This window comes from Acinetobacter sp. YH16044 (assembly GCF_013417145.1).
Classification (GTDB): domain Bacteria; phylum Pseudomonadota; class Gammaproteobacteria; order Pseudomonadales; family Moraxellaceae; genus Acinetobacter; species Acinetobacter amyesii.
Genome location: NZ_VPEK01000004.1, coordinates 54108 through 73736 on the forward strand (window position 1 = coordinate 54108; position 19629 = coordinate 73736).

General features: G+C 42.1%; 21 protein-coding genes. 12 read left to right on the forward strand and 9 right to left on the reverse strand.

Annotation, left to right across the window (positions count from 1 at the left end):
• Positions 1 to 25: 25 nt before the first annotated feature.
• The 6 genes from bfr to gmk all read right to left on the reverse strand — a co-directional run bounded on the left by bfr (position 26) and on the right by gmk (position 4907).
• The gene (bfr, locus tag FTV38_RS04115; RefSeq protein WP_180021525.1) at positions 26 to 490 is read right to left on the reverse strand and encodes a bacterioferritin; all 465 of its coding nucleotides are present in this window, start codon (positions 488 to 490) and stop codon (positions 26 to 28) included.
• A 259-nt stretch (positions 491 to 749) separates the two neighbouring features.
• Positions 750 to 944 carry a bacterioferritin-associated ferredoxin gene (locus FTV38_RS04120; protein WP_078192519.1) on the reverse strand — a complete coding sequence of 65 codons (195 nt, stop codon included), beginning with the start codon at positions 942 to 944 and terminating at the stop codon, positions 750 to 752.
• Between the two features lie 217 nt (positions 945 to 1161).
• Positions 1162 to 1545: a RidA family protein gene (locus FTV38_RS04125; protein WP_078189365.1), complete on the reverse strand. Its 384-nt coding sequence runs from the start codon at positions 1543 to 1545 to the stop codon at positions 1162 to 1164.
• A gap of 56 nt (positions 1546 to 1601) precedes the next feature.
• Positions 1602 to 3707 (reverse strand): bifunctional (p)ppGpp synthetase/guanosine-3',5'-bis(diphosphate) 3'-pyrophosphohydrolase, encoded by a 2106-nt coding sequence (locus FTV38_RS04130; RefSeq protein WP_180021527.1) that lies wholly within the window; start codon positions 3705 to 3707, stop codon positions 1602 to 1604.
• 218 nt (positions 3708 to 3925) lie between these two features.
• Complete coding sequence (gene rpoZ, locus FTV38_RS04135; RefSeq protein ID WP_067762989.1) at positions 3926 to 4207, reverse strand: DNA-directed RNA polymerase subunit omega; 282 nt, start codon at positions 4205 to 4207, stop codon at positions 3926 to 3928.
• Between the two features lie 76 nt (positions 4208 to 4283).
• Positions 4284 to 4907 carry a guanylate kinase gene (gene gmk / locus FTV38_RS04140; RefSeq protein ID WP_078189363.1) on the reverse strand — a complete coding sequence of 208 codons (624 nt, stop codon included), beginning with the start codon at positions 4905 to 4907 and terminating at the stop codon, positions 4284 to 4286.
• 133 nt (positions 4908 to 5040) lie between these two features.
• Between gmk and ispH the strand changes: the two genes are divergently transcribed.
• The 12 genes from ispH (at position 5041) to rplS (ending at position 16076) form a co-directional block, all read left to right on the forward strand.
• Entirely contained in the window at positions 5041 to 5991 is a 951-nt protein-coding gene (gene ispH, locus FTV38_RS04145) for a 4-hydroxy-3-methylbut-2-enyl diphosphate reductase (protein WP_168378169.1), read from the forward strand.
• Positions 5992 to 6152: 161 nt separating this feature from the next.
• Positions 6153 to 6605 (forward strand): GspH/FimT family pseudopilin, encoded by a 453-nt coding sequence (locus tag FTV38_RS04150; protein ID WP_180021529.1) that lies wholly within the window; start codon positions 6153 to 6155, stop codon positions 6603 to 6605.
• Positions 6602 to 7117 carry a type IV pilus modification protein PilV gene (gene pilV, locus FTV38_RS04155; protein WP_180021531.1) on the forward strand — a complete coding sequence of 172 codons (516 nt, stop codon included), beginning with the start codon at positions 6602 to 6604 and terminating at the stop codon, positions 7115 to 7117. The genes FTV38_RS04150 and pilV overlap by 4 nt, the downstream gene beginning before the upstream one ends.
• 112 nt (positions 7118 to 7229) lie before the next feature.
• Positions 7230 to 8270, forward strand: a complete 1041-nt coding sequence (locus FTV38_RS04160; RefSeq protein ID WP_373887002.1) for a PilW family protein — start codon at positions 7230 to 7232, stop codon at positions 8268 to 8270.
• Complete coding sequence (locus FTV38_RS04165; RefSeq protein ID WP_180021536.1) at positions 8267 to 9049, forward strand: PilX N-terminal domain-containing pilus assembly protein; 783 nt, start codon at positions 8267 to 8269, stop codon at positions 9047 to 9049. The genes FTV38_RS04160 and FTV38_RS04165 overlap by 4 nt, the downstream gene beginning before the upstream one ends.
• Before the next feature lie 15 nt (positions 9050 to 9064).
• Positions 9065 to 12700 (forward strand): hypothetical protein, encoded by a 3636-nt coding sequence (locus FTV38_RS04170; RefSeq protein ID WP_180021538.1) that lies wholly within the window; start codon positions 9065 to 9067, stop codon positions 12698 to 12700.
• A 197-nt stretch (positions 12701 to 12897) separates the two neighbouring features.
• Positions 12898 to 13317, forward strand: coding sequence for a type IV pilin protein (locus FTV38_RS04175; RefSeq protein WP_373887003.1), 420 nt, complete (start codon positions 12898 to 12900; stop codon positions 13315 to 13317).
• Positions 13317 to 13814: a type IV pilin protein gene (locus FTV38_RS04180; RefSeq protein ID WP_180021666.1), complete on the forward strand. Its 498-nt coding sequence runs from the start codon at positions 13317 to 13319 to the stop codon at positions 13812 to 13814. Before FTV38_RS04175 ends, FTV38_RS04180 begins: the two co-directional genes overlap by 1 nt.
• Positions 13815 to 13958: 144 nt before the next feature.
• Positions 13959 to 14216: a 30S ribosomal protein S16 gene (rpsP, locus tag FTV38_RS04185; protein ID WP_078189354.1), complete on the forward strand. Its 258-nt coding sequence runs from the start codon at positions 13959 to 13961 to the stop codon at positions 14214 to 14216.
• Between the two features lie 17 nt (positions 14217 to 14233).
• The gene (gene rimM / locus FTV38_RS04190; RefSeq protein ID WP_078189353.1) at positions 14234 to 14782 is read left to right on the forward strand and encodes a ribosome maturation factor RimM; all 549 of its coding nucleotides are present in this window, start codon (positions 14234 to 14236) and stop codon (positions 14780 to 14782) included.
• A 42-nt stretch (positions 14783 to 14824) separates the two neighbouring features.
• Positions 14825 to 15565, forward strand: coding sequence for a tRNA (guanosine(37)-N1)-methyltransferase TrmD (gene trmD, locus FTV38_RS04195; protein ID WP_180021540.1), 741 nt, complete (start codon positions 14825 to 14827; stop codon positions 15563 to 15565).
• A 139-nt stretch (positions 15566 to 15704) separates the two neighbouring features.
• Positions 15705 to 16076, forward strand: coding sequence for a 50S ribosomal protein L19 (gene rplS, locus FTV38_RS04200; RefSeq protein ID WP_078189351.1), 372 nt, complete (start codon positions 15705 to 15707; stop codon positions 16074 to 16076).
• A 61-nt stretch (positions 16077 to 16137) separates the two neighbouring features.
• Here the strand turns inward: rplS and FTV38_RS04205 are convergent, their stop codons facing one another.
• From FTV38_RS04205 to FTV38_RS04215, 3 genes are all read right to left on the reverse strand, one after another.
• Positions 16138 to 17103 carry a triacylglycerol lipase gene (locus FTV38_RS04205; RefSeq protein ID WP_180021542.1) on the reverse strand — a complete coding sequence of 322 codons (966 nt, stop codon included), beginning with the start codon at positions 17101 to 17103 and terminating at the stop codon, positions 16138 to 16140.
• A 202-nt stretch (positions 17104 to 17305) separates the two neighbouring features.
• Positions 17306 to 18316 carry a triacylglycerol lipase gene (locus FTV38_RS04210; RefSeq protein WP_180021544.1) on the reverse strand — a complete coding sequence of 337 codons (1011 nt, stop codon included), beginning with the start codon at positions 18314 to 18316 and terminating at the stop codon, positions 17306 to 17308.
• 367 nt (positions 18317 to 18683) lie between these two features.
• Complete coding sequence (locus tag FTV38_RS04215) at positions 18684 to 19628, reverse strand: triacylglycerol lipase (protein WP_257223594.1); 945 nt, start codon at positions 19626 to 19628, stop codon at positions 18684 to 18686.
• Position 19629 lies beyond the last annotated feature (1 nt).

A 19629-nucleotide genomic window follows, 5' to 3' on the forward strand; every position in this document is an offset into this window, starting at 1 on the left:
CATCCGCGGGCTTTTTTTAATAAGTTTAAATCTGACTCTGAATATAGTTCTCCACACCAACAGATTCAACTAAATCAAGCTGAGTGGTTGTCCAATCCAACCATTCTTCTTCTTTCTCTAAAATTTCCTGAACTAAATCTCGAGTGACATAATCTAACTGTTCTTCTGCTAGCTTAACTGCAGTTTGAATGGCTTCGATGTTCTCTTTGACTTTACGCACATCACAATTCAGTACTTCAACCGTGTGTTGACCAATATACAGCTTACCGAGGTGCTGCAAATTGGGTAAGCCTTCTAAAAATAGAATGCGCTCAATAATTTTATCGGCATGCTTCATTTGACGGATTGATTCTTTATATTCTGCTGAACCAAGTTGCTCAATGCCCCAATCATTAAACATACGCGAATGTAAAAAATATTGGTTAATTGCAGTTAAATGATGATAAAGCACCTGATTTAACTGATTAATTACATCACGATTGCCTTTCATGTCAAACTCCTTAACTGCAATGCTTAAAGTGAAAACTTTAAATTTAATACTTACTTAGAAATATCTTAAACAACAATAAGCTATTTAGCGAGTTTTTTATAGAACAGCAAATGAAAATCAGAATCAAAACAAAGATCGCATGTGTACAAATGGAAAATAAAAACCCGCCTAGAGTCATAAGCGGGGGAGGAGGAATGATCCAAGGATCATTGATTTTATAATTATGGTTGTTAGAATTTTTAAAACGATCTCAAGTTGATTACGCAGCTATAGCAATACGTGCAGCAATTTGTGCAACTTCATCACTAATAATCATACGTGCTTCAGGAGCACAGCGACCACAACAGGTGCCTAAATCGAGCATATCGCGAACTTCACGATAGCTTTCTGCGCCATTGGCAATTGCATCTTTAATGTCTTGATCAGTAATACCACGGCACAAACAAACGTACATGAAATTAAACCAAGTGAATAAATGGGATAAGTAATATTATTGATAATTATTATCGTCTGTCAATAAAAATCATTTAAAAATGCTTTTAAGGTGATTGAGTTTTTGAATAAAAAAATGTACTTAAGCGGAAATCCGAGTGATGCTCAGATTTCCATGAAAGGCTTTTGATCTTTTAGTATGAGATATTTCGCGAAAGGCTTAATCAGAGTTTACTAAATTATTGATTAATAATCACCACGCCATCCATTTCAACTAGTGCACCTTTTGGAAGGCTAGCAACACCGAGTGCTGCGCGTGCAGGGTAGGGTTGAGCAAAGTATTCGCCCATAATTTGGTTGACCAATTGGAAGTTAGAAAGGTCAGTGAGGAAAATATTCAGCTTAGCGATATCTGCTAGCGTACCACCTGCAGCTTCACATACCGCTTTTAAGTTGTCGAATACACGGCGAATTTGAGCTTCAATGCCTTCTACCAGCTCCATGCTATATGGATCTAAGCCAATTTGACCTGATAAATACAAAGTGTCGCCCACTAAAATGGCTTGTGAGTAAGTACCAATTGCAGCGGGTGCATTTTCAGTATGGATTACCTGGCGGGACATCTATTTCTCCTATTATCATCACAGACACGTCACATATAATTATGCGTTGTGTCAGGTTAGCTGGCAACTTTCGCAGGCTCAGCAATGGCAACAGGTTGTGCCAAACGACTGATGCGTGGGAAGCCAAAATGCATTCTTAAATTACGGATAATTTCGGCAATTTGTTTACGGTTATGTACAACAATATTCACATAGGTTTTTTCTTCATGTGAGCGGACAGTTTCTACACCTATTTTTTCTTTACGGCATAGATAGATCAGTTCTGAAATTTGCTCATCATTTAACAGCATGTTTAAGCATAAATAGGCTGTAAAACTAATGTCTTCACTGTCTTCTGTTGTCCAGTGTAAAGGCATGATATTTTCAGGATGTAAATGCTGTTCATGCAATAAATTATGACAACGTGAACGGTGCACAATCAAACCACGACGCGATAAATGACCTTGAATTGGATCGCCTAAAACCGGGTTACAGCAGTGCGCATATTTAACGTCGACACCATCTGTGCCCAAGATCAAGCGTGCAGAATTTGAAGTCTGAATAGTATCTTGAGCATATAAATGATTGGCAACCAATTGAGGCAGTAAATCACCCACGGCAATCTGTTCAAACAATTGTTCTTTATCATTTAAATGACGCCAATTCAGCACATTTTCCCAATCGGCTAATGTTAAATCACTCACAGAACGGTTAAAGAGCTTTAATGCACGATTTAAAGCTTGCTGACCAACTAAGCGTTGTTCATCTTGGTCTTGGTCACGAAGGATATTTTGTAATGCACGACGGGCTTTTTGGGTGTTAATAAAGCTCAGCCAGTCAGGATTCGGTGTTGCAAGAACATCGGTGATGATTTCAACCACTTGACCACTCAATAATGGTGTTGAAAGGGGTTTGGTTTCACCATTAATTTTTGCACCAACGGCATGGTTGCCCAAAAATAAGCTTGCTGAATAAGCAAAATCAACCGCTGTGGCACCCTGAGGGAGTTCATGCAAATGACCGTGTGGGGTGTAAACCCAAATTTTTTCTTGATGTAGATAATCGAGTAATTCACTAAATGTGGTCTTGGCGCATGCACCATCGACTAACACATTTAAATTTTGCATGGAGGCTTGGATCGCTGAACGACAAGCTTGCGGTGCATTTTCACCGAGGACCACACCAAATCGCGCTGCTTTACGCATCAGCTCCGTTTGGATGGTCAGCGATAAAATGGTCTTTTCGCCTTTTAAGCGCATCATCAGTGACTGGTTACCACCAGGGAGTGGGCGACGGATATGATCGGCGTAATTTAAAACTTTAAAGCTTTCTTTGAGGATGTCTGCAAGTCGGTCACAGTCTGCAATGCTTTGTAAAATAATTTCAAAGGCATGACTATGGGTGAGCTCTTGCAGATCGATATCGTTTTTTACAAAGTGGCGAAGTAATTCAATATTATTATTTTTCTTTTTAATTCGACCTGAAATATGGTGCTGTTCAAGTAGGGTAGTGAGGTTGTTTTCCCACTTAGTTTGGTATTCGCAGCGTTTCGGTTTGGTTTGCAATAACGCTTCTTGAACATTGTTATACATATCCAAATCTAGATTTTGATAACACAAATGTTCAAGGTTGTCGGCCATTTCATTCATACCGACGAGGCGTGCCATAGGCACAAAAATTTCAAAGGTTTCTTGGGCAATACGAGCACGTTTGTCAGGGCGTAAAGCACCTAGTGTGGTCATATTGTGATAACGATCTGCTAGTTTAATAATAATGACACGTGGGTCTTGTAGGGTGGCTTGCAGAATTTTACGGAAGGATGCGGCTTTATTATATTCTTTATCACTAGAATGGCTGAGTTTGGTGACACCGTCGACGAGTTCAGCAACGGTCAGGCCAAATTTTTCAGTAATATCTTGTTTGGTAAATTCAGTATCTTCGATGACATCATGCAGTAAAGCGGCCATTAAAGTTTCCGCATCAAGGCGCATATGCGCCAAAATACAGCTCACCGCAATCGGGTGAAGGATATAGGGTTCGCCACTTTTACGAGTAATGCCATCATGGGCAATATCCGCATAGTCGCAAGCTTCAAGCACGCGTTCGACATCACTTACTGAAAGGTAAGCGTCGATTATCACATTTAACTGTTGCTTGGCTTGGCTGACCATTGGGCCTGGCATAGAACACCCTTTTACTACTGATTTACAAATGAAACGGTTAATACTTTAATGAAATGCATATTGCATGACTTGTCAATTTTTTAGTTTAAAAAAATGAAAATCTTTTTCGCTTGCTTTGCACTTCTTAAGCTTATGTTATAACTGTTCTGAGTAAAATATTAAAGAGAATCCATAAAAAAAGCCTAGTTAAAAACTAGGCTTTTAAGGTCAGGTTTATCTTATTGGAAAGAAAAACCGTCTAAGTTTAGGTTATTTGCAGAAAGTGCAAGGTCTAAACTTGAAGTTTGGTAGTCTTGTTCACGTTGTTTCAAAATGTCTTTAGAAACGTGACCCGCTGCGATTTCACGAAGAGCAACAACGGTTGGTTTGTCATTGTCCCACTCAACAGTAGGTTCGATACCTTGACGTGCCAATTGACGCGCGCGTTTGCTTGCCACTAGTACAAGCTCAAAGCGGTTGTCTACATGGTCTAAACAATCTTCAACGGTTACGCGTGCCATAAGAATTCTCGTTTGAATATAAATTTTTAACAGACTGTGCAGTATAAGGTGCTTTGTCTATAGACTCAAGTTTTAATCACTGTTCCGTAGGGGTGATTAATTTCTCAATCAGTTTTTCATGGCGCATGGCTTGTTGTTTTAAAACAAGACGATTGGCAATAATCACAGACTCTAAGTCATGCAGTGCTTTATTAAAGTCATCATTAATAATGACATAGTCAAAATTAACATATTGCTGCATATCTTCTACGGCACAGCTGAGACGATGTTCAATCACTTCAACAGAGTCTGTACCACGATTGGATAAACGTTGACGTAGATCAAATTGACTCGGAGGAAGAATAAAAATTTGTCTAGATTCAGGAAAAAGTTTACGAACCTGTTCAGCACCTTGCCAGTCAATTTCAAGTAAAACGTCATGACCTTTGGCCAATTGTTCTTTTACTGTGCGCTGCGCAGTACCGTAATAATTACCAAAAACTTCTGCATATTCAATGAAGCCACCTTCATTCACCAAAGATAGAAAGTCTTCTTTTTTAGCAAAATGGTAATGTACGCCGTCTAATTCGCCAGGACGCTGACCACGAGTGGTATGAGAAACAGAGACATGTAAATTGTTTACACGTTCAAGCAGGGCTTTAACGAGGGATGTTTTGCCCGTTCCCGAAGCAGCAGAAACGACAAACAAGAGACCCGACATGATATTTTTCCTGATATGATAAAATATCTTCTCTATTTTAGAGCAGACGCGCGCCAAACAAAATAGTCAGACGTCTATTGTTTACATTTATTTCAAGTGATACCCGTAAAATTGAGTGGGCATTGAGGATTCTATGGAAATTGTTTTAGCTAATCCACGCGGTTTCTGTGCAGGTGTTGATCGCGCCATCGCGATTGTGAACCGTGCACTGGAATGCTTTAACCCCCCAATATATGTGCGTCATGAGGTAGTACATAATAAATTTGTGGTGGACGACTTGCGTCAACGCGGTGCGATATTTGTGGATGAACTGGATGAAGTACCTGATGACAATATTGTGATCTTCAGTGCGCATGGTGTATCTAAAGCGGTACAACAAGAAGCTGAACGCCGTGGGCTAAAAGTTTTTGATGCGACCTGCCCTTTGGTGACCAAGGTGCATATAGAAGTGACCAAGTACGCACGTGAAGGTGTGGAAGCCATTTTGATTGGTCATGAAGGTCACCCTGAGGTTGAAGGGACAATGGGCCAATATGACACCAAAAATGGTGGTTCGATTTATTTGGTTGAAGATGAACAAGATGTTGCTGATCTAAAAGTGGTACATCCTGAAAAAGTAGCGTTTGTAACTCAGACAACGCTTTCTATAGATGACACAGCAAAAGTCATTGATGCCTTACGTCAGAAGTTTCCTGAAATTCAGGGGCCGCGTAAAGATGATATTTGTTATGCTACTCAAAACCGCCAAGATGCCGTACGTGATCTTGCCGAGCAATGTGATGTTGTACTGGTTGTGGGTTCACCGAACTCTTCGAACTCGAACCGATTACGTGAATTGGCTGAACGGATGGGTAAGCATGCGTATTTGGTAGATAATGCAGATCAGTTGCAACAAGAGTGGTTTGATGAACACACTAAAATTGGTGTAACTGCAGGGGCATCTGCACCTGAAATATTAATTAAACAAGTAATTCAGCGCCTACAAGATTGGGGAGCAAAAGCACCGCAAGAGCTTGATGGCCGCGAAGAAAATATTACATTTAGTTTGCCAAAAGAGTTACGTATTCCTGTAACTCAAGCATAAAGTGTTAATGACTTAACATTCTGAATTTTTTTAAGAATTGACAGATAATTGCTTTTTGGCAATTATCTGTTTTTTTATGCCTTTTATCCTGAAGTGTGAGGGTTTTGTAAAGTTGTTCGCTATTATTTTTAATAGGGCAAAGTCTGTGTCTTGGGGGGAGTATGCGAAAAAAAGAAAACGGGTTCACCTTAATTGAGTTGATGGTGACCATTGCGGTGTTGGCGATTATCGCGACTTTAGCTGCGCCTTCGTTTGGGAATTTGCTACTTAAACAAAATCTTAACAGAAGTACGCAAGATTTGGTTGCTACTTTGAACGCAGCACGCTCTATGGCTGTATTAGAACGTAGAGAGGTGACTGTTGATTTAAGCAAAACCGACCAAACCGCAGATACTGCAGCAACACGTTATTGGTTGCCTAAAGGTGAGGCGATTTTAAAATCAGGTTCGCCAACCAGTATTACCTTTCAGTTGAGCGGTGCGGTTAAAGACCATGCTGCCAATATAGATGCCAAGCCCTTTGTAGTTTGCGATAAAAGCGGTGGCAATATTTCTAAAGAAATTAATGTTTCACTCATGGGGACAATCAGTGTGGTTGAGGGGACATGCTCATGAATACAATAAATATGCATCAGCGTGGTGTTGGCTTAATGGAAGTCTTAGTGGCGCTACTCGTGCTCGCTATTGGTGTGCTTGGTTTTATTGTGCTGCAATATCGTGCAGTAGAAGCCACTGCAGAAAGTGGTTATCGGGTGCAAGCGATTAATATTGCACGAGATATGGCAGAACGGATTCGGGTTAATCGTGGAGCGATAGACACCTATGAAGACTTATTAAAAGGCACTGCTGCAGAGCAAATCAAAGATACCACTGACTGCGCCACAACGGATTGTACTATTAGTGAACTTGCTGCTTACGATGTTAAGCAGGTGTCTCAAAAAGCACAAGATATGGGTATGGTAATGAATCAAATTACCTGTGCAGGGAATGAAGATGGAGATAAGCGTAGTTGTATCTACGTGGCATGGGGTGATACTGCACCTACTGATGGTACTGATGCTGGCAACTGTACCAGTGGGACAGCGTATGTTACGACCTCGACTTGTTTGATTATGGAGGTTTATTAAGATGAATAAATCTCAAGAATTTTTAAATCTCCGCCAACCTCTCTTTTTCAAAGAGGGGAGTGTTGTGAATCCTATACAGTATAGAATTCGTGAAGAGTCCCCTTTTGTAAAGGTGGGGAAAGTATTCAGCAAGGGCGGATTTTCTAATCATCAACAAGGCTTTACCCTCATTGAATTGATGATTGCTCTTGCTTTGGGTTTGATTATTGTCGCTGCAGCAACACTATTATTTTTGACGGGTCAAAAAAGCTATTCCTTACAGCAAGGTTCAGCAGATTTACAAGATAATGCCAATTTCGGCTTGAATTATATTGTTAAAGATATTCGTTTAAGCAACTTAAATACGCCTTCTGCAGAGGTTAATGACAAAACCGCAGGCGGCGGTATCGTGCTGACTTCAAAAGCCAATGCACGATCGGAAACATCGGGTACACCAGCAGTCACTACATATTATCCCAACCTACCTGTAAGCATGACAGGAACAACTGTAGCTGTAACTAATTTATCACAAGGCAATACAGGCTTATCCAATGTAAATACCGAAAAAAGTGATCAATTGGTGATTCAGTATAGACCGCAATATGTGCAAGACCCAGATGATGCAGGCAAACTGTTTGGCGGTTTTGACTGTGAGGGAAATCGGATTGAAGTTGCAAAAATAGCTTCGGGTATGCAGCCTTATAATATTGTCGTACAGCGTTATTTCTTGCGGGAAGACACAAAAATTGGTAATGAACCGAATGCTTCGCTTGCCCTGGCTTGTGATGCAGGCTATTACTCCAACATGGGCAGCCCGACAGAAATGAGCAATTATGGAGATAATGGGCAGATTATCATCAAACGTGTGGATTATTTCCACGTCATGCTCAACATACAAGACGGCAAAAATTTACGTTATATCTCAATTAAAGACTATATGGACTTACCTGACGAACGTCCTCGAATTTTGTCGGTACAGCTGGGTATGCTCACTCGTTCGTCTCAAACCGTAGGCCGTGACAGCATGATTAAAGACGACCAGAAATTCCAGGTTTTGGATAAGGAAGTTACGGTGATAACCCCAACCGCAGGTAGTCCAAAATATGTGCGTCAAGTGGTGTCACAAACAGTTGCACTGCGCAATACCTTTGGTACAAGAGGGGCGTCAGAATGAAAAAAGTAGCCATTTATCATGTGTCACGCCATGGACAACAAGGGGCAACCTTAATTGTGGTGATGATTTTACTGCTCGCGATTACCATTATTGGTACGATGGCAATTCGTCAGGGGCTTGTATCTTTAGGGGTTGCGACCAATAGCCAAGCGCAGCAATTGCTAATGCAAAACTCTGATGCAGTATTTTTTAATGTAGAAAAAGAAAGCAACCTGATTCAGGCATTATCTGCCAGCGGAATGTTTGGTTATATTGATGGTGCTGCTAATAAAGATAAAGAGCTGGTGTTTTGCTTCCGCGGTGATCAGGCAAGTTTTTTTGATATTAGTAAAGCCAGCCTAATGGAATGGGTGTCGGGCACAAAACCCAAGAATGATACTTTAGGGGAAGACGGATACTGTAGCGCCAAAGCCAGCACCACTAACTTTTTTACCAGTGGACGTAAAGCGGTCATGACCCAAGTAGCAGTCAAGTTTTCGACTGAGGTTAGTGATGAGGTGAATGAAGGAGCCAATTTGGGCACGGATACCGAAACAGTCAAACTGCAAAGCAGTAAGCCTGTCAAAGTGTTTGCAGTGTCGGTGATGCCGACTTTAACCCAAGCAGACCCAGATGCCATTACCGCCTGTTTTAATAGTCATATGAATGACGTCACCATACCCGATGGGGTTACCGCAGCGACAGGTGCGGATTTAAGCGTAACCCAATGTTTGACGAATTTGAATGTTCCTTTTGTGTCACATGTCACTGAATATGTGATTACGCAAGACTTTATATAACCGGGAGTCGACAAGATGAAAAAGATAGCAAAAGTCATGATAAGTAAAGTCTATCGTCCAAACTTGCTGGCGGCCAGTATTGCGGCAGTGTGTACAACGATGGTGGCGAGCAGTGTTACCCAAGCCAGTGATATTGATATTTATCAAGAGGCTAAGTCGGGGCAGGTGACATTGATGATGATGTTGGATATTTCAACTAGTATGAATGGTGCAGGGACGGCTCGTACTGATTTTGGTTTGAGTACTTCATCAAGTGGTAGTAATGCTGATTGTACTGGTAGTAGTAGTGGTACGACTGCTCCTGACTATGGTTATAGTCGAACCTATTGTACTGTCAGTAAATCAAGATACACTACCCTTTCAACTGGAGATGCCGTAGCCAAGACAAAAGCAGAAAAAATCAAAACAGGCTGTAATATCCAATCTAATGGCGACTATCACTGCGGCGACCGTATTGCACGTATGAAAGATGCCTTGTATGAGCTGCTTAATGGAAATGCAGATAAAGGCATCACCAAATTAGATGACAATATTGTGATTGGCTTGTCAACTTTTGGGGCAGATAACTCTAATAAAGCGAAAAGTAAAATCTGGATTCCTGCACGCCGTTTGGGTTGTAAAGCAGGTGAGGATGATTGTTATCAAATGACAGGTAGCAAATCGCAGCGTGAACTAATGACAGACCGAGTAAAGCTTTTATCTGGAATTAGTTATACACCTACTGCGTGGGGCTATGCTGAAGTTATTAATTATATGATGGGTACTAGACCCTCATCAAGAAGTGATGGCTTTGATTTATCAGAGAGTATTACTAAGATAGGTAGCAGTAGTAGCCAAAAATATCAAAAACCTGCCTCTTTAGAACAGTTGGATGACATCAAAAAATGTAGCGGGCAAGGCATTTATGTTCTGACCGATGGTGAACCTAATGCAACATCAAGCAATACGAAAGACAATATGCAGACGGGTTTAAGTCAATCTAATTTTACCTGTACAACGAGTAATTCATGGGACTGTCAGCATAAAGGTGCAAGAGAGTTAGTTAATAAAAACAATGGTCTTGCGCTTGAAGTGCGCACGGCTGTGGTTGGGTTTGGTGCTGTTTTTGAAGAGCTCAACGCAGGTACGCCTTATAATAAAAAACTAGGCCAAGCAACAAATATTACTAATCTTGGTGGCTGTACAGTCGAAGGTGGGTGTAATACAAACCCGAAGAATGCAGCCTATTGGGGCATTGTCGGTAATGGTGGTTGGTATGCAGGTTCAAGTGCTCAATCGGTTGTAGATAGTGTCATTAACTTTATTACTGATCTAAATACAGATGTTCCACCGGTAACTACAGGCTCACCTACTATTCCAACCGATGCGCTTAATCCTGCGATTTTGCAAAGCAATGCTTATTATCCACAGTTTCAGCCAACTCCTGACAAAGCTTACCAGCTTTGGGTGGGCAACCTTAAGAAATATACTGTCAGCAGCACTGGGGCTTTGGTGGATAAAAACAGCAATGCTATTATAGATAGTCAAGGGCGAATCATTGATAACTATGACCTTTGGGCAACCAGCGTAATTGACTCGGTAAAAGATGCCGATGTGAACACTTATGGCAGCACCAAATATGCTTTGCAAGGTGGGGCTTGGTCACAGCTCAAACTTCGTATCGCCACCGATAGTACACATCGTAAATTGCTTACCAACCGTACGGGTACAGGTACAGGGGCAACTTTTAGCGGAAGCAATAGTACCTTGCGCCCAGTCAATCTTGACTATCTCACCGACAATACCTACAAAGATGACCCCAATCGTGGTTACTTAATGAGTTTGCTTGGTTATGCCGTTTCTAAAAGCGATGCTGAAAACCCTGCGAATATCACAGCAACCACTTTGGCAAATGCATCAGAATTGCGTCAAATTGGCGCAGTTATGCATTCGACACCTGTATTGGTCACGAATGGAGGTAAATTAGTCTATAACGCCACAACTAAAACCATGGATTCAGAAAAACGTGAAGACTACGTGCTGTTTGGTACGACTCAAGGTTTGCTGCAAGTCGTGGATGCCGAAACAGGTAAAGAAAAATTTGCCTTTGTACCCCATGAAATGATTGAAAATCAGCCACAAGCATTTTTAGCGACAACTACCACCAGCGGTGGTATGGATCGACTTTATTATGGTATTGATGGTGCATGGGCAACCTATACTGAATATGTTGTGGATAGTACAGGAAACCTCACAGCAGGTACGGGTAAAAATAACGTAACAGGAATGCAGTTGGCTGCGGGCGGCATGCGTATGGGGGGGCGCAGTTACTATGGTTTAGATTTGTCTGATATGGATGATCCTAAACTACAATTCCATATTAACCCGACAGGCACATGTTCGAATACAAATCCACTGGGCTGTATGGGGCAAAGCTGGTCTAAACCTACCTTTGCGCATGTGAGTTGGGGCGGTAAACGTACCTTGGTCATGTTTGTTGGCGGTGGCTACGATAATGGTTATGAAAGCGATAGTTATGACCAAACCACGGCAACAGGTGCGGGTGTTTATATGTTCCGTGTCGAAGACGAAACTGATGGCGGTGCTGGCAAAGCAGGGGATTTATTGTGGTGGGCAAGTAGCAATGCAACCAGTAGCAGTGCAACCACCACCAATGGAACCATTGGTACAAACAACAGTCAGCTTAAATATAGTGTGGTCAGTCAAATTCGTGCGGTAGACCGCAATGGTGATGACTTGGTCGATCATTTGTATTTTGGTGACTTGGGCGGTCAAGTATTCCGTATCGACTTAAATAATCATGCTGCTGCTCAAGGTGCATTTGCCACTCGGGTACAGCGTATTTTGGACCTAAATACAAAAACTGCAGCGGGCAAACGTCCTCGTTTCTACGATATGCCGGCATTTTCACTATATAGTAATAATGGTTCAATTTTTGCGGTGATGTCGATAGGCAGCGGTAACCGCAGTTCGCCAATGGCTGATTATGCATCAGGAACATCAGGTCGTAATTATGATGCTATCTATAATGTCTATGACAAAGATCAATCCCGTAAAGATTTATATAGTCTGACATCATCGGAATTGCTGACCACAGATGTTGATCTAAGTGCTATGGGGGAAGTGACTGATACAAATCGGAATGATAACACCGATTTAGTTGCATCTTATGCTTCCAGTGGTGGTTGGTACTATTATTTTAAATCCGATCAACTGCAAAGTGAAAAAGTGTTTGGTACACCAGTAGTATTGAATTATCAGCTATATGCATCGACCTTTGACAGCAGTAAAGACGGGATTTCGGGTGACTGCGGTGCGGGGGTTAAAGGTGAAAGTTTCCTTAACCGATTCTGTATGCCATATGGACAATGTGCCGTAGGTGATGCGGGGACGTCTGGCAATAATTGTACAGGTACAAAGTGCGATAAAACTTCATTAGGTGCAGGGATTCAAACCGCAGCTGTTCGAGGCGGTGATGCAACAAAACCAGATGGCGGAAGCGGCTCGGAGGATGACACGGACGGGACAAGTGCAGGCAACTACTGCTTAAGCACAGGTAGCCGTGCGGCATATACTCCGCTGGGTGGCGGTACAGGTGAACAGACTAAAATTTGCCTAATTCCACAACGCTGGTATGAAAAACTGCAATAAAGGGGGGGCGTATGCAAAAATGGATTGAAAATATTGCTCGTTTAAGCTCAAGCATGATTTTGCGGGGGCTACATTTAGCCCACTCGATATATAGTTTCTTGTTTTGTACAACCGCAAATAAAGAATATATTCCGCAAGTCGAAGTGCAACGTAGACGTTATATTTATCGTTGTTCCGGCTTTACACTCATTGAACTTATGGTTGTGGTGGTAATTGTGGCAATCTTTGCTGCAATCGCCATCCCAAGCTATCAAACCCAAGTTCGCAAAGCCCAAGCAGCGCAGGCACAGCAAGAAGTGCAGCGTATTGCCAGTGAGTTAGAGCGCTGGAAATCACGCAATTTTAACTATATTGGCTATAACTTGGTGGCAAATGCTATCAATGGTTATGCCAGCTTTACTGTAACTGATGGACTTGAACCGACTAAAGCCCTTACAGACTCCAATGTTGCAGGGCAAAGTTGGGTAATTGTTGCTAAAAATGCAGATGGCAACAATTATAGTTTTCTCATGACGAGTACAGGCATACAGTGTAAAAATAAATCTTATGACAATATCGAGGACAATATTAAAGGAGCAGATGATGCCGGTTGTGGCACGGGAGCGGAAACATGGTAATGCAAACTTATCAACGAGCATTCACCCTTATTGAGCTGATGATTGTGGTGGCGGTTATTGCTATTTTGGCTGCGATTGCTTATCCGTCTTATCAAGAATCGGTCCGCAAAACTAAACGTACCGATGCCAAAGCCGATATGATGGCTATAGCACACAATCTACAACGCTTCAAAATTGTCAATTTTAGTTATATGCCAAATGGTACTAAAGTTAAATTAGATGATGTTGGTTTCAGTGTTGATGCAAATGGGAAAGCTAAAATTCCTAGTACAGGTACAGCATTGTATACGGTTGAACTGACTTGGATTAAACCTTATGATGGCGATAGTAACGCACATAAAAAAGATATTGAACACTGGGTGCTGACTGCAACACCCATTACAAGCACTCCGCAAGCAGGTGATGGTGATTTGGTGATGAATCAGCAAGGTCATAAATGCTGGACTAAAGGCTCGTCGTGTATTCCATCCGCCACCTCAAACTGGGACGGCAAATAACCTCAAATTCAAAATTGTGGATAAACACTTTTTGATCTTTCATTCAGGGCAAATTTCACGTAAAATATTGCCCTCTATGAAAGGGGTTTGAAATGTATCGATGGTCGGTACAGGGATAATCCGTAAAAACTATAAGGTTCTATCATGGTTGTTATTCGTCTTGCACGCGGTGGTGCTAAAAAACGTCCGTTCTATCAAATCATTGTGACTGATAGCCGTAATGCACGTGACGGTCGTTTCATCGAACGTATCGGTTTCTTCAACCCTACAGCTCAAGGTAAAGCAGAAAAACTTCGTTTAGATGCTGACCGTTTTGCTCACTGGGTTTCACAAGGTGCTCAACCTTCAGAACGTGTTGCTTCTTTAGCTGCTGAAGCTAAGAAAGCTGCAGCTACTGCTTAATTAGTAGTAGGTTACCCATGACACCAACACAGAATGTTCCCGAAGATCGTATTCAGATTGGACAGCTACGTTCAGCATATGGATTAAATGGGTGGCTCTGGGTCTATTCCAATACAGAACCTATGAGCAATATTTTTGACTACCTCCCTTGGTACATTGAGACCAAAGCAGGTTGGCAAACAGTAGATGTAAAACGTTGGAAACCACATGGCAAAGGCTTGGTTGTTTCGCTAAAAGGTGTGAGTGATCGTACCGCGGCAGATAACTTGGTTGGCGCAAATATCTGGATTTCTAAATCGCAACTGCCTCAAGCAGGCGTGGACGAGTACTACTGGTCAGATTTGAAGGGCTTAACAGTGTTAGGTCTTGGAGAAGATGAACAAGAAGTCAACCTCGGTCAAATCCACGAATTGTTTGAAACAGGTGCTAACGACGTGATGGTAGTTCGCGCTACTGCTGACAGCGTCGATAGCGAAGAGCGAATGATTCCATGGCATAAAGATGTGGTACAGCGTGTTGATCTCGAAGCTGGTCGTATCTACGTAAATTGGGGCGTAGATTATTAATCCTTTAAGGATTGACGCAGCAGGAAAATAGAGGAGTCTGCGATGTTTTTTGCAGTCATTACGCTTTTTCCTGAAATGTTTGAAGCGATTACAGCCTACGGTATTAGCGGGCGCGCAGCAAAACGTGAGATTGTGCAAGTTCATTGTATCAATCCACGCGAATTTGCTGAGGGCAACTACAAAAGAGTGGATGAACGTCCATTTGGTGGTGGTCCAGGTATGGTGATGATGGCTGAGCCATTAGCGAAAGCAATTCATCGTGCCAAAGAGCTTGCCAAGCAAGCGGGTGCTGTTCATGTCCCTGTGGTGTATATGTCGCCGCAAGGAAAAACCTTAAATGAACCTGCGGTACAAGATTTCGTCAAATATGATGGATTGATTGTATTGTGTGGTCGTTATGAAGGTGTAGATGAGCGTTTGATCCAACAATATGTTGATCAGGAATGGTCAATTGGCGATTACGTTTTGTCTGGTGGTGAACTCCCTGCGATGGTTTTATTGGATAGTGTGATTCGGAGACTTCCGGGTGCAATGTCTGATGAGCAATCACATGTGCAAGACTCATTTGTGGATGGTCTTTTAGATTGCCCACAATATACCAAGCCAGACCATTTTGAAGGTTTAGACGTTCCTGAAGTATTAAAATCGGGACATCATGCCAATATTGAGAAATGGCGGTTTTTGCAGCGATATCAACGCACTTTAGAACGCCGACCTGAGTTGGTTGAAAAAGTTGAATTGACCAAGCAGCAAAAGAAATGGCTAAAAGATTCCCAGGTTTAAATTTTTTAAATCTTATATTAGGCTCTTTATGCATTGAAGCGGTCAAGCATAAAGGGAAAGTCAATCGGGTCTATGCGCTTTAGCCTCTAGCCCCAGCGATGATTAGACCTCTTCTAACTCGCATAATTGGAGATACCCCATGAGCGGTAAACATCCTTTAGTACAAGCTGTTGAAAATGCACAGTTGAAACAAGACATCCCTGCTTTTGCTCCTGGTGACACAGTAGTTGTTCAAGTTAAAGTAAAAGAAGGTGAGCGTGAACGTCTTCAGGCATTTGAAGGTGTTGTAATTGCTAAGAAAAACCGTGGTTTGAACTCTGCGTTCACAGTACGTAAAATTTCTAGCGGTTTCGGTGTTGAGCGTGTATTCCAAACTCACTCACCAATCGTTGCTGGTATCGAAGTGAAACGTCGTGGTGACGTTCGTCGTGCTAAACTTTACTACCTACGTGAATTGTCTGGTAAAGCTGCACGTATTCGTGAAAAATTACCAGCTCGTAAAGCAAAATAATTTGTTTTACAACGCTGTAAAAAATGCGCCTTTTGGCGCATTTTTTATGCGAGAAAGAAAATTATAAACCTTGAGATTTTAGCCGGTTTGCATGTTGACGATAGACATCGACAGGATCTGGTGCGAACAACGCTTTGAGACCAAGCACTTGGTTGACTTCATCTAAATGGTTCCAGTTGTAGTTATCACGAATGGTTTTACCAAACTTGGCACTACAGCGTGATACGAGGCCATCATTGTCTTTTCCGCCATCGATCAGTAATGCGGTCACTTTTAGTGCTGAGTCTAAATCTAAAATATTGGTGATTTGGCCCACACCTGTAAATGAATAGTTGTAAATGCCTTTTTCCACGCTATTGCCATCAGCACAATTGGATTTAGGCAAGCCCAGAGGGAATGCGGCGTTATACTTTGCAGAACCCGCTAGCGTTAAACTTGAACCACCTGCCAATGCGTCATGAGGATAAGTCGTTGGATCTAGACCTTGCGCCCAAACAATGGCTTTAGAGACAAAATTCACAGCTCCGACTAAGGGTGCTTCGACAGCGGTGCCTTCAGCTTTTAAAATTAAGTCTGCTACAGGGGAGCCTTGATGAGGTCCTGCAACACTGGTTAATGAAGCCACCACATCTGGGCGCACACCGGCAACATAACGAATCGTTGGTCCACCATGGCTATGTCCTATCAAATTCACTTTATCCGCACCGGTGAGTGCTTGGATTTCAAGAACTTGTTGTAGAAGCTGTTCGCCACGCACTTCGGTAGAGTTAAAAGGCGATACGCGAGTTGCCCAAACATTTGCACCATTGCGGGCAAGATCAGGCAGGATTTGATACCAATAGTCGACTCCAAATGAGTCCGTACCGACGGTAATGAAACCACCCATACCATGGTTAAATACGATTGGATATTTGGTCTTTGCATAGCTAGAACTAGCTTTGGCGGTGACTTGGGTTGCTTGCGATGCAGATACATTACCGATGCATGTAGCTGCAATTAAACCTGCTAAAAATGGTCCGTATTTCATGAGCGATCCTCAATGTATTATTGTTTTATGACAATATTTATTGTCACTTCTAATAAAGCAATAAAGATCACCTGTTGCAAATTGAAAAAGATTAACTGTGACGCTAAATGTAACAAAATAAAAGAGCATGATTTATCAGATCGATTAAAGTAAATAAGAGGGCCGAAGCCCCCTTATTGCATTTAAATTTCAACGATAAGAATTAAAGTCCTTGCAGTTTTAAACGGTTTGCATGTTGACGGTACAGCGCCACAGGATCTTGTGCAAATAGCCCTGTTAAGCCAAACATCATATTGGCTAAATCGGTATGGTTAAGTTTGTAGCTATCGTTAATGACTTTACCGATATAAGCACTACAACGTGCAACCATACCGTCATTGTCTTTATTACCATAAGACAATGGCCCGAGTTGCATCAGGATCGTGTCGATATCAAGTAGGTTCGTGGTTTGCGCAACACCGGTCCATGAATAGTATTGAATGCCTTTGCTGTCGACTTGCTTTAAGTTCTTACTGCAATTTTCTGAAGACGCCAAAACACCGTCAGCTACAGCAGATTTTGCAACCGTACTGTTAAATGTAGCAGAACCTTTTTGTGATAATGATTTCATTGAAGCATCGAAATCAATTTCAAGCTCAGGTTTTGCCTGACCTAATGCAATCAGTGGGCCGACAATATAATCACCTAAAATATTGAAGGCAGTACGAGAAAGTGAGTTACCTTGAATATCATCCGCTACTTTAGAGCCGTGATAGGTACCTGCAACACCTGTAATAGACGCAATGTACTGTGGTTTCGTTTGAGCCACATACAATACCGTTGGGCCACCATGAGAGTGACCGATTAAGTTAAGTTTTGGCTTCCCTGTAATAGCCAAAACATCTTCAACTTGTGCAATTAACTGCTCGCCACGATGTGTTGTGGTATTTGCAGGAGATAATTGCGCTGCGAATACGGTTGAGCCATTTCGTGCCATATCTGGCAAGATTTGGTACCAATAATCCAGTCCAATGGTATCGGTGCCGATACGAGACCAACCGAGCCAACCATGCACCATTAAAATCGGATATTTGGTTTTTGCGTAGTCTGATTTTGCCGTTTCCTTCACCTGGAGGACGCTAGGCGCAGCTTGAGTGCTTGCCGATATACTCATCGCTAAGCCTGCAACTGCAGCTACAGAGGCCATCTTGGCCGTGTTTACTAAAGATCGCATAAATGTTCCTTGATCTGATGTTGTTTTTATTACTTTTTAATAACGAAAATACTCTCTGTTTTTAAGCAACATCTTTGTGATTGGCTAGGCCATATCTTTGATTTTAGAGAGTTTGAATAGACAAAGATGCCTTGTCATTTTTTCATGCTCGGTTTGAAATTCCATGTCATTTTAGGACATGGGCGGCGTTGAGGTGACAAGTATATTTATATACATTCGTCTTTTATTTTTGCTATTTATTTTAGTTGTTATGATTTAATAACTTATTGAATTAGCTTGTTTAATACTTACAAATAAAAACATTGTAAACAAAAAAGGACGTCCAAAGACGTCCTTTTCAGTGCTGAAAGGGAACCAACTTTTGAGGTTACAGACCCTGTAATTTTAAACGATTGGCATGTTGGCGGTAGAGCGCAACTGGGTCAGGTGAAAATAGGCTGCGTAGGCCAAAGACCATATTCACTTCATCTAAGTGGTTGTGATTGTAGTCGTCGCGGATCACTTGTCCGATGTGGGTGCTACAGCGTCCAACCAAACCGTCATTGTCACGATTTCCATAGGCCAAAGGGGCAAGCTGACTAATCACTGTATCTAATACATCTAATACATTCGTGGTTTGTGCTGTACCTGTCCATGAGTAGTAATACACACCATTGTCGACTTTGGCACCCGACTGATTGCAGTTCGTCGCTAGTGCTGCGGTTGGAAATTTTGCATTAAATTCAGCCGAACCTTTTTCACTGATTGCGGTAAGTGATGCATCAACACTGTTAGGTAGACTCGAGTTGCCTTCAGCCCAAGTAATAATCGGTGCTAAGAGTTGATCGCCGAGTACCCCAAAGACTGAATTAATGGTTTTATTTGCTTGGATTTTATCTGCGACTAAAGAACCTCGGTATGTTCCTGCAACACCAGTCACTGATGCTACATACTCAGGTTTGATCGCTGCAATATAACGCGTTGTTGGCCCACCATGTGAATGACCAATGAGGTTCACTTTAGGTTGACCCGTCAGGGCAAGGACTTCTTCGACTTGGCTCAGGAGCTGTTCACCACGAACTTCTGTAGACTCTAGCGGAGAAACTTGGGCAGCAAAGGTATTTGCCCCGTTGCGGGCTAAATCCGGCAAAATTTGATAAAAATAATCCATGCCAAAGCTGTCAAAACCAATGCGAGTAAACCCGAACATGCCATGAGTAAATACAATCGGATATTTGGTCTTGGCATAGCTTGCCGAGCTATTGGCGGTGACATGTTGGAGTCCAGCCGCAGCTTGGGATTGTGTGCTGGCGATCGCTGCTGATGCAGCCATA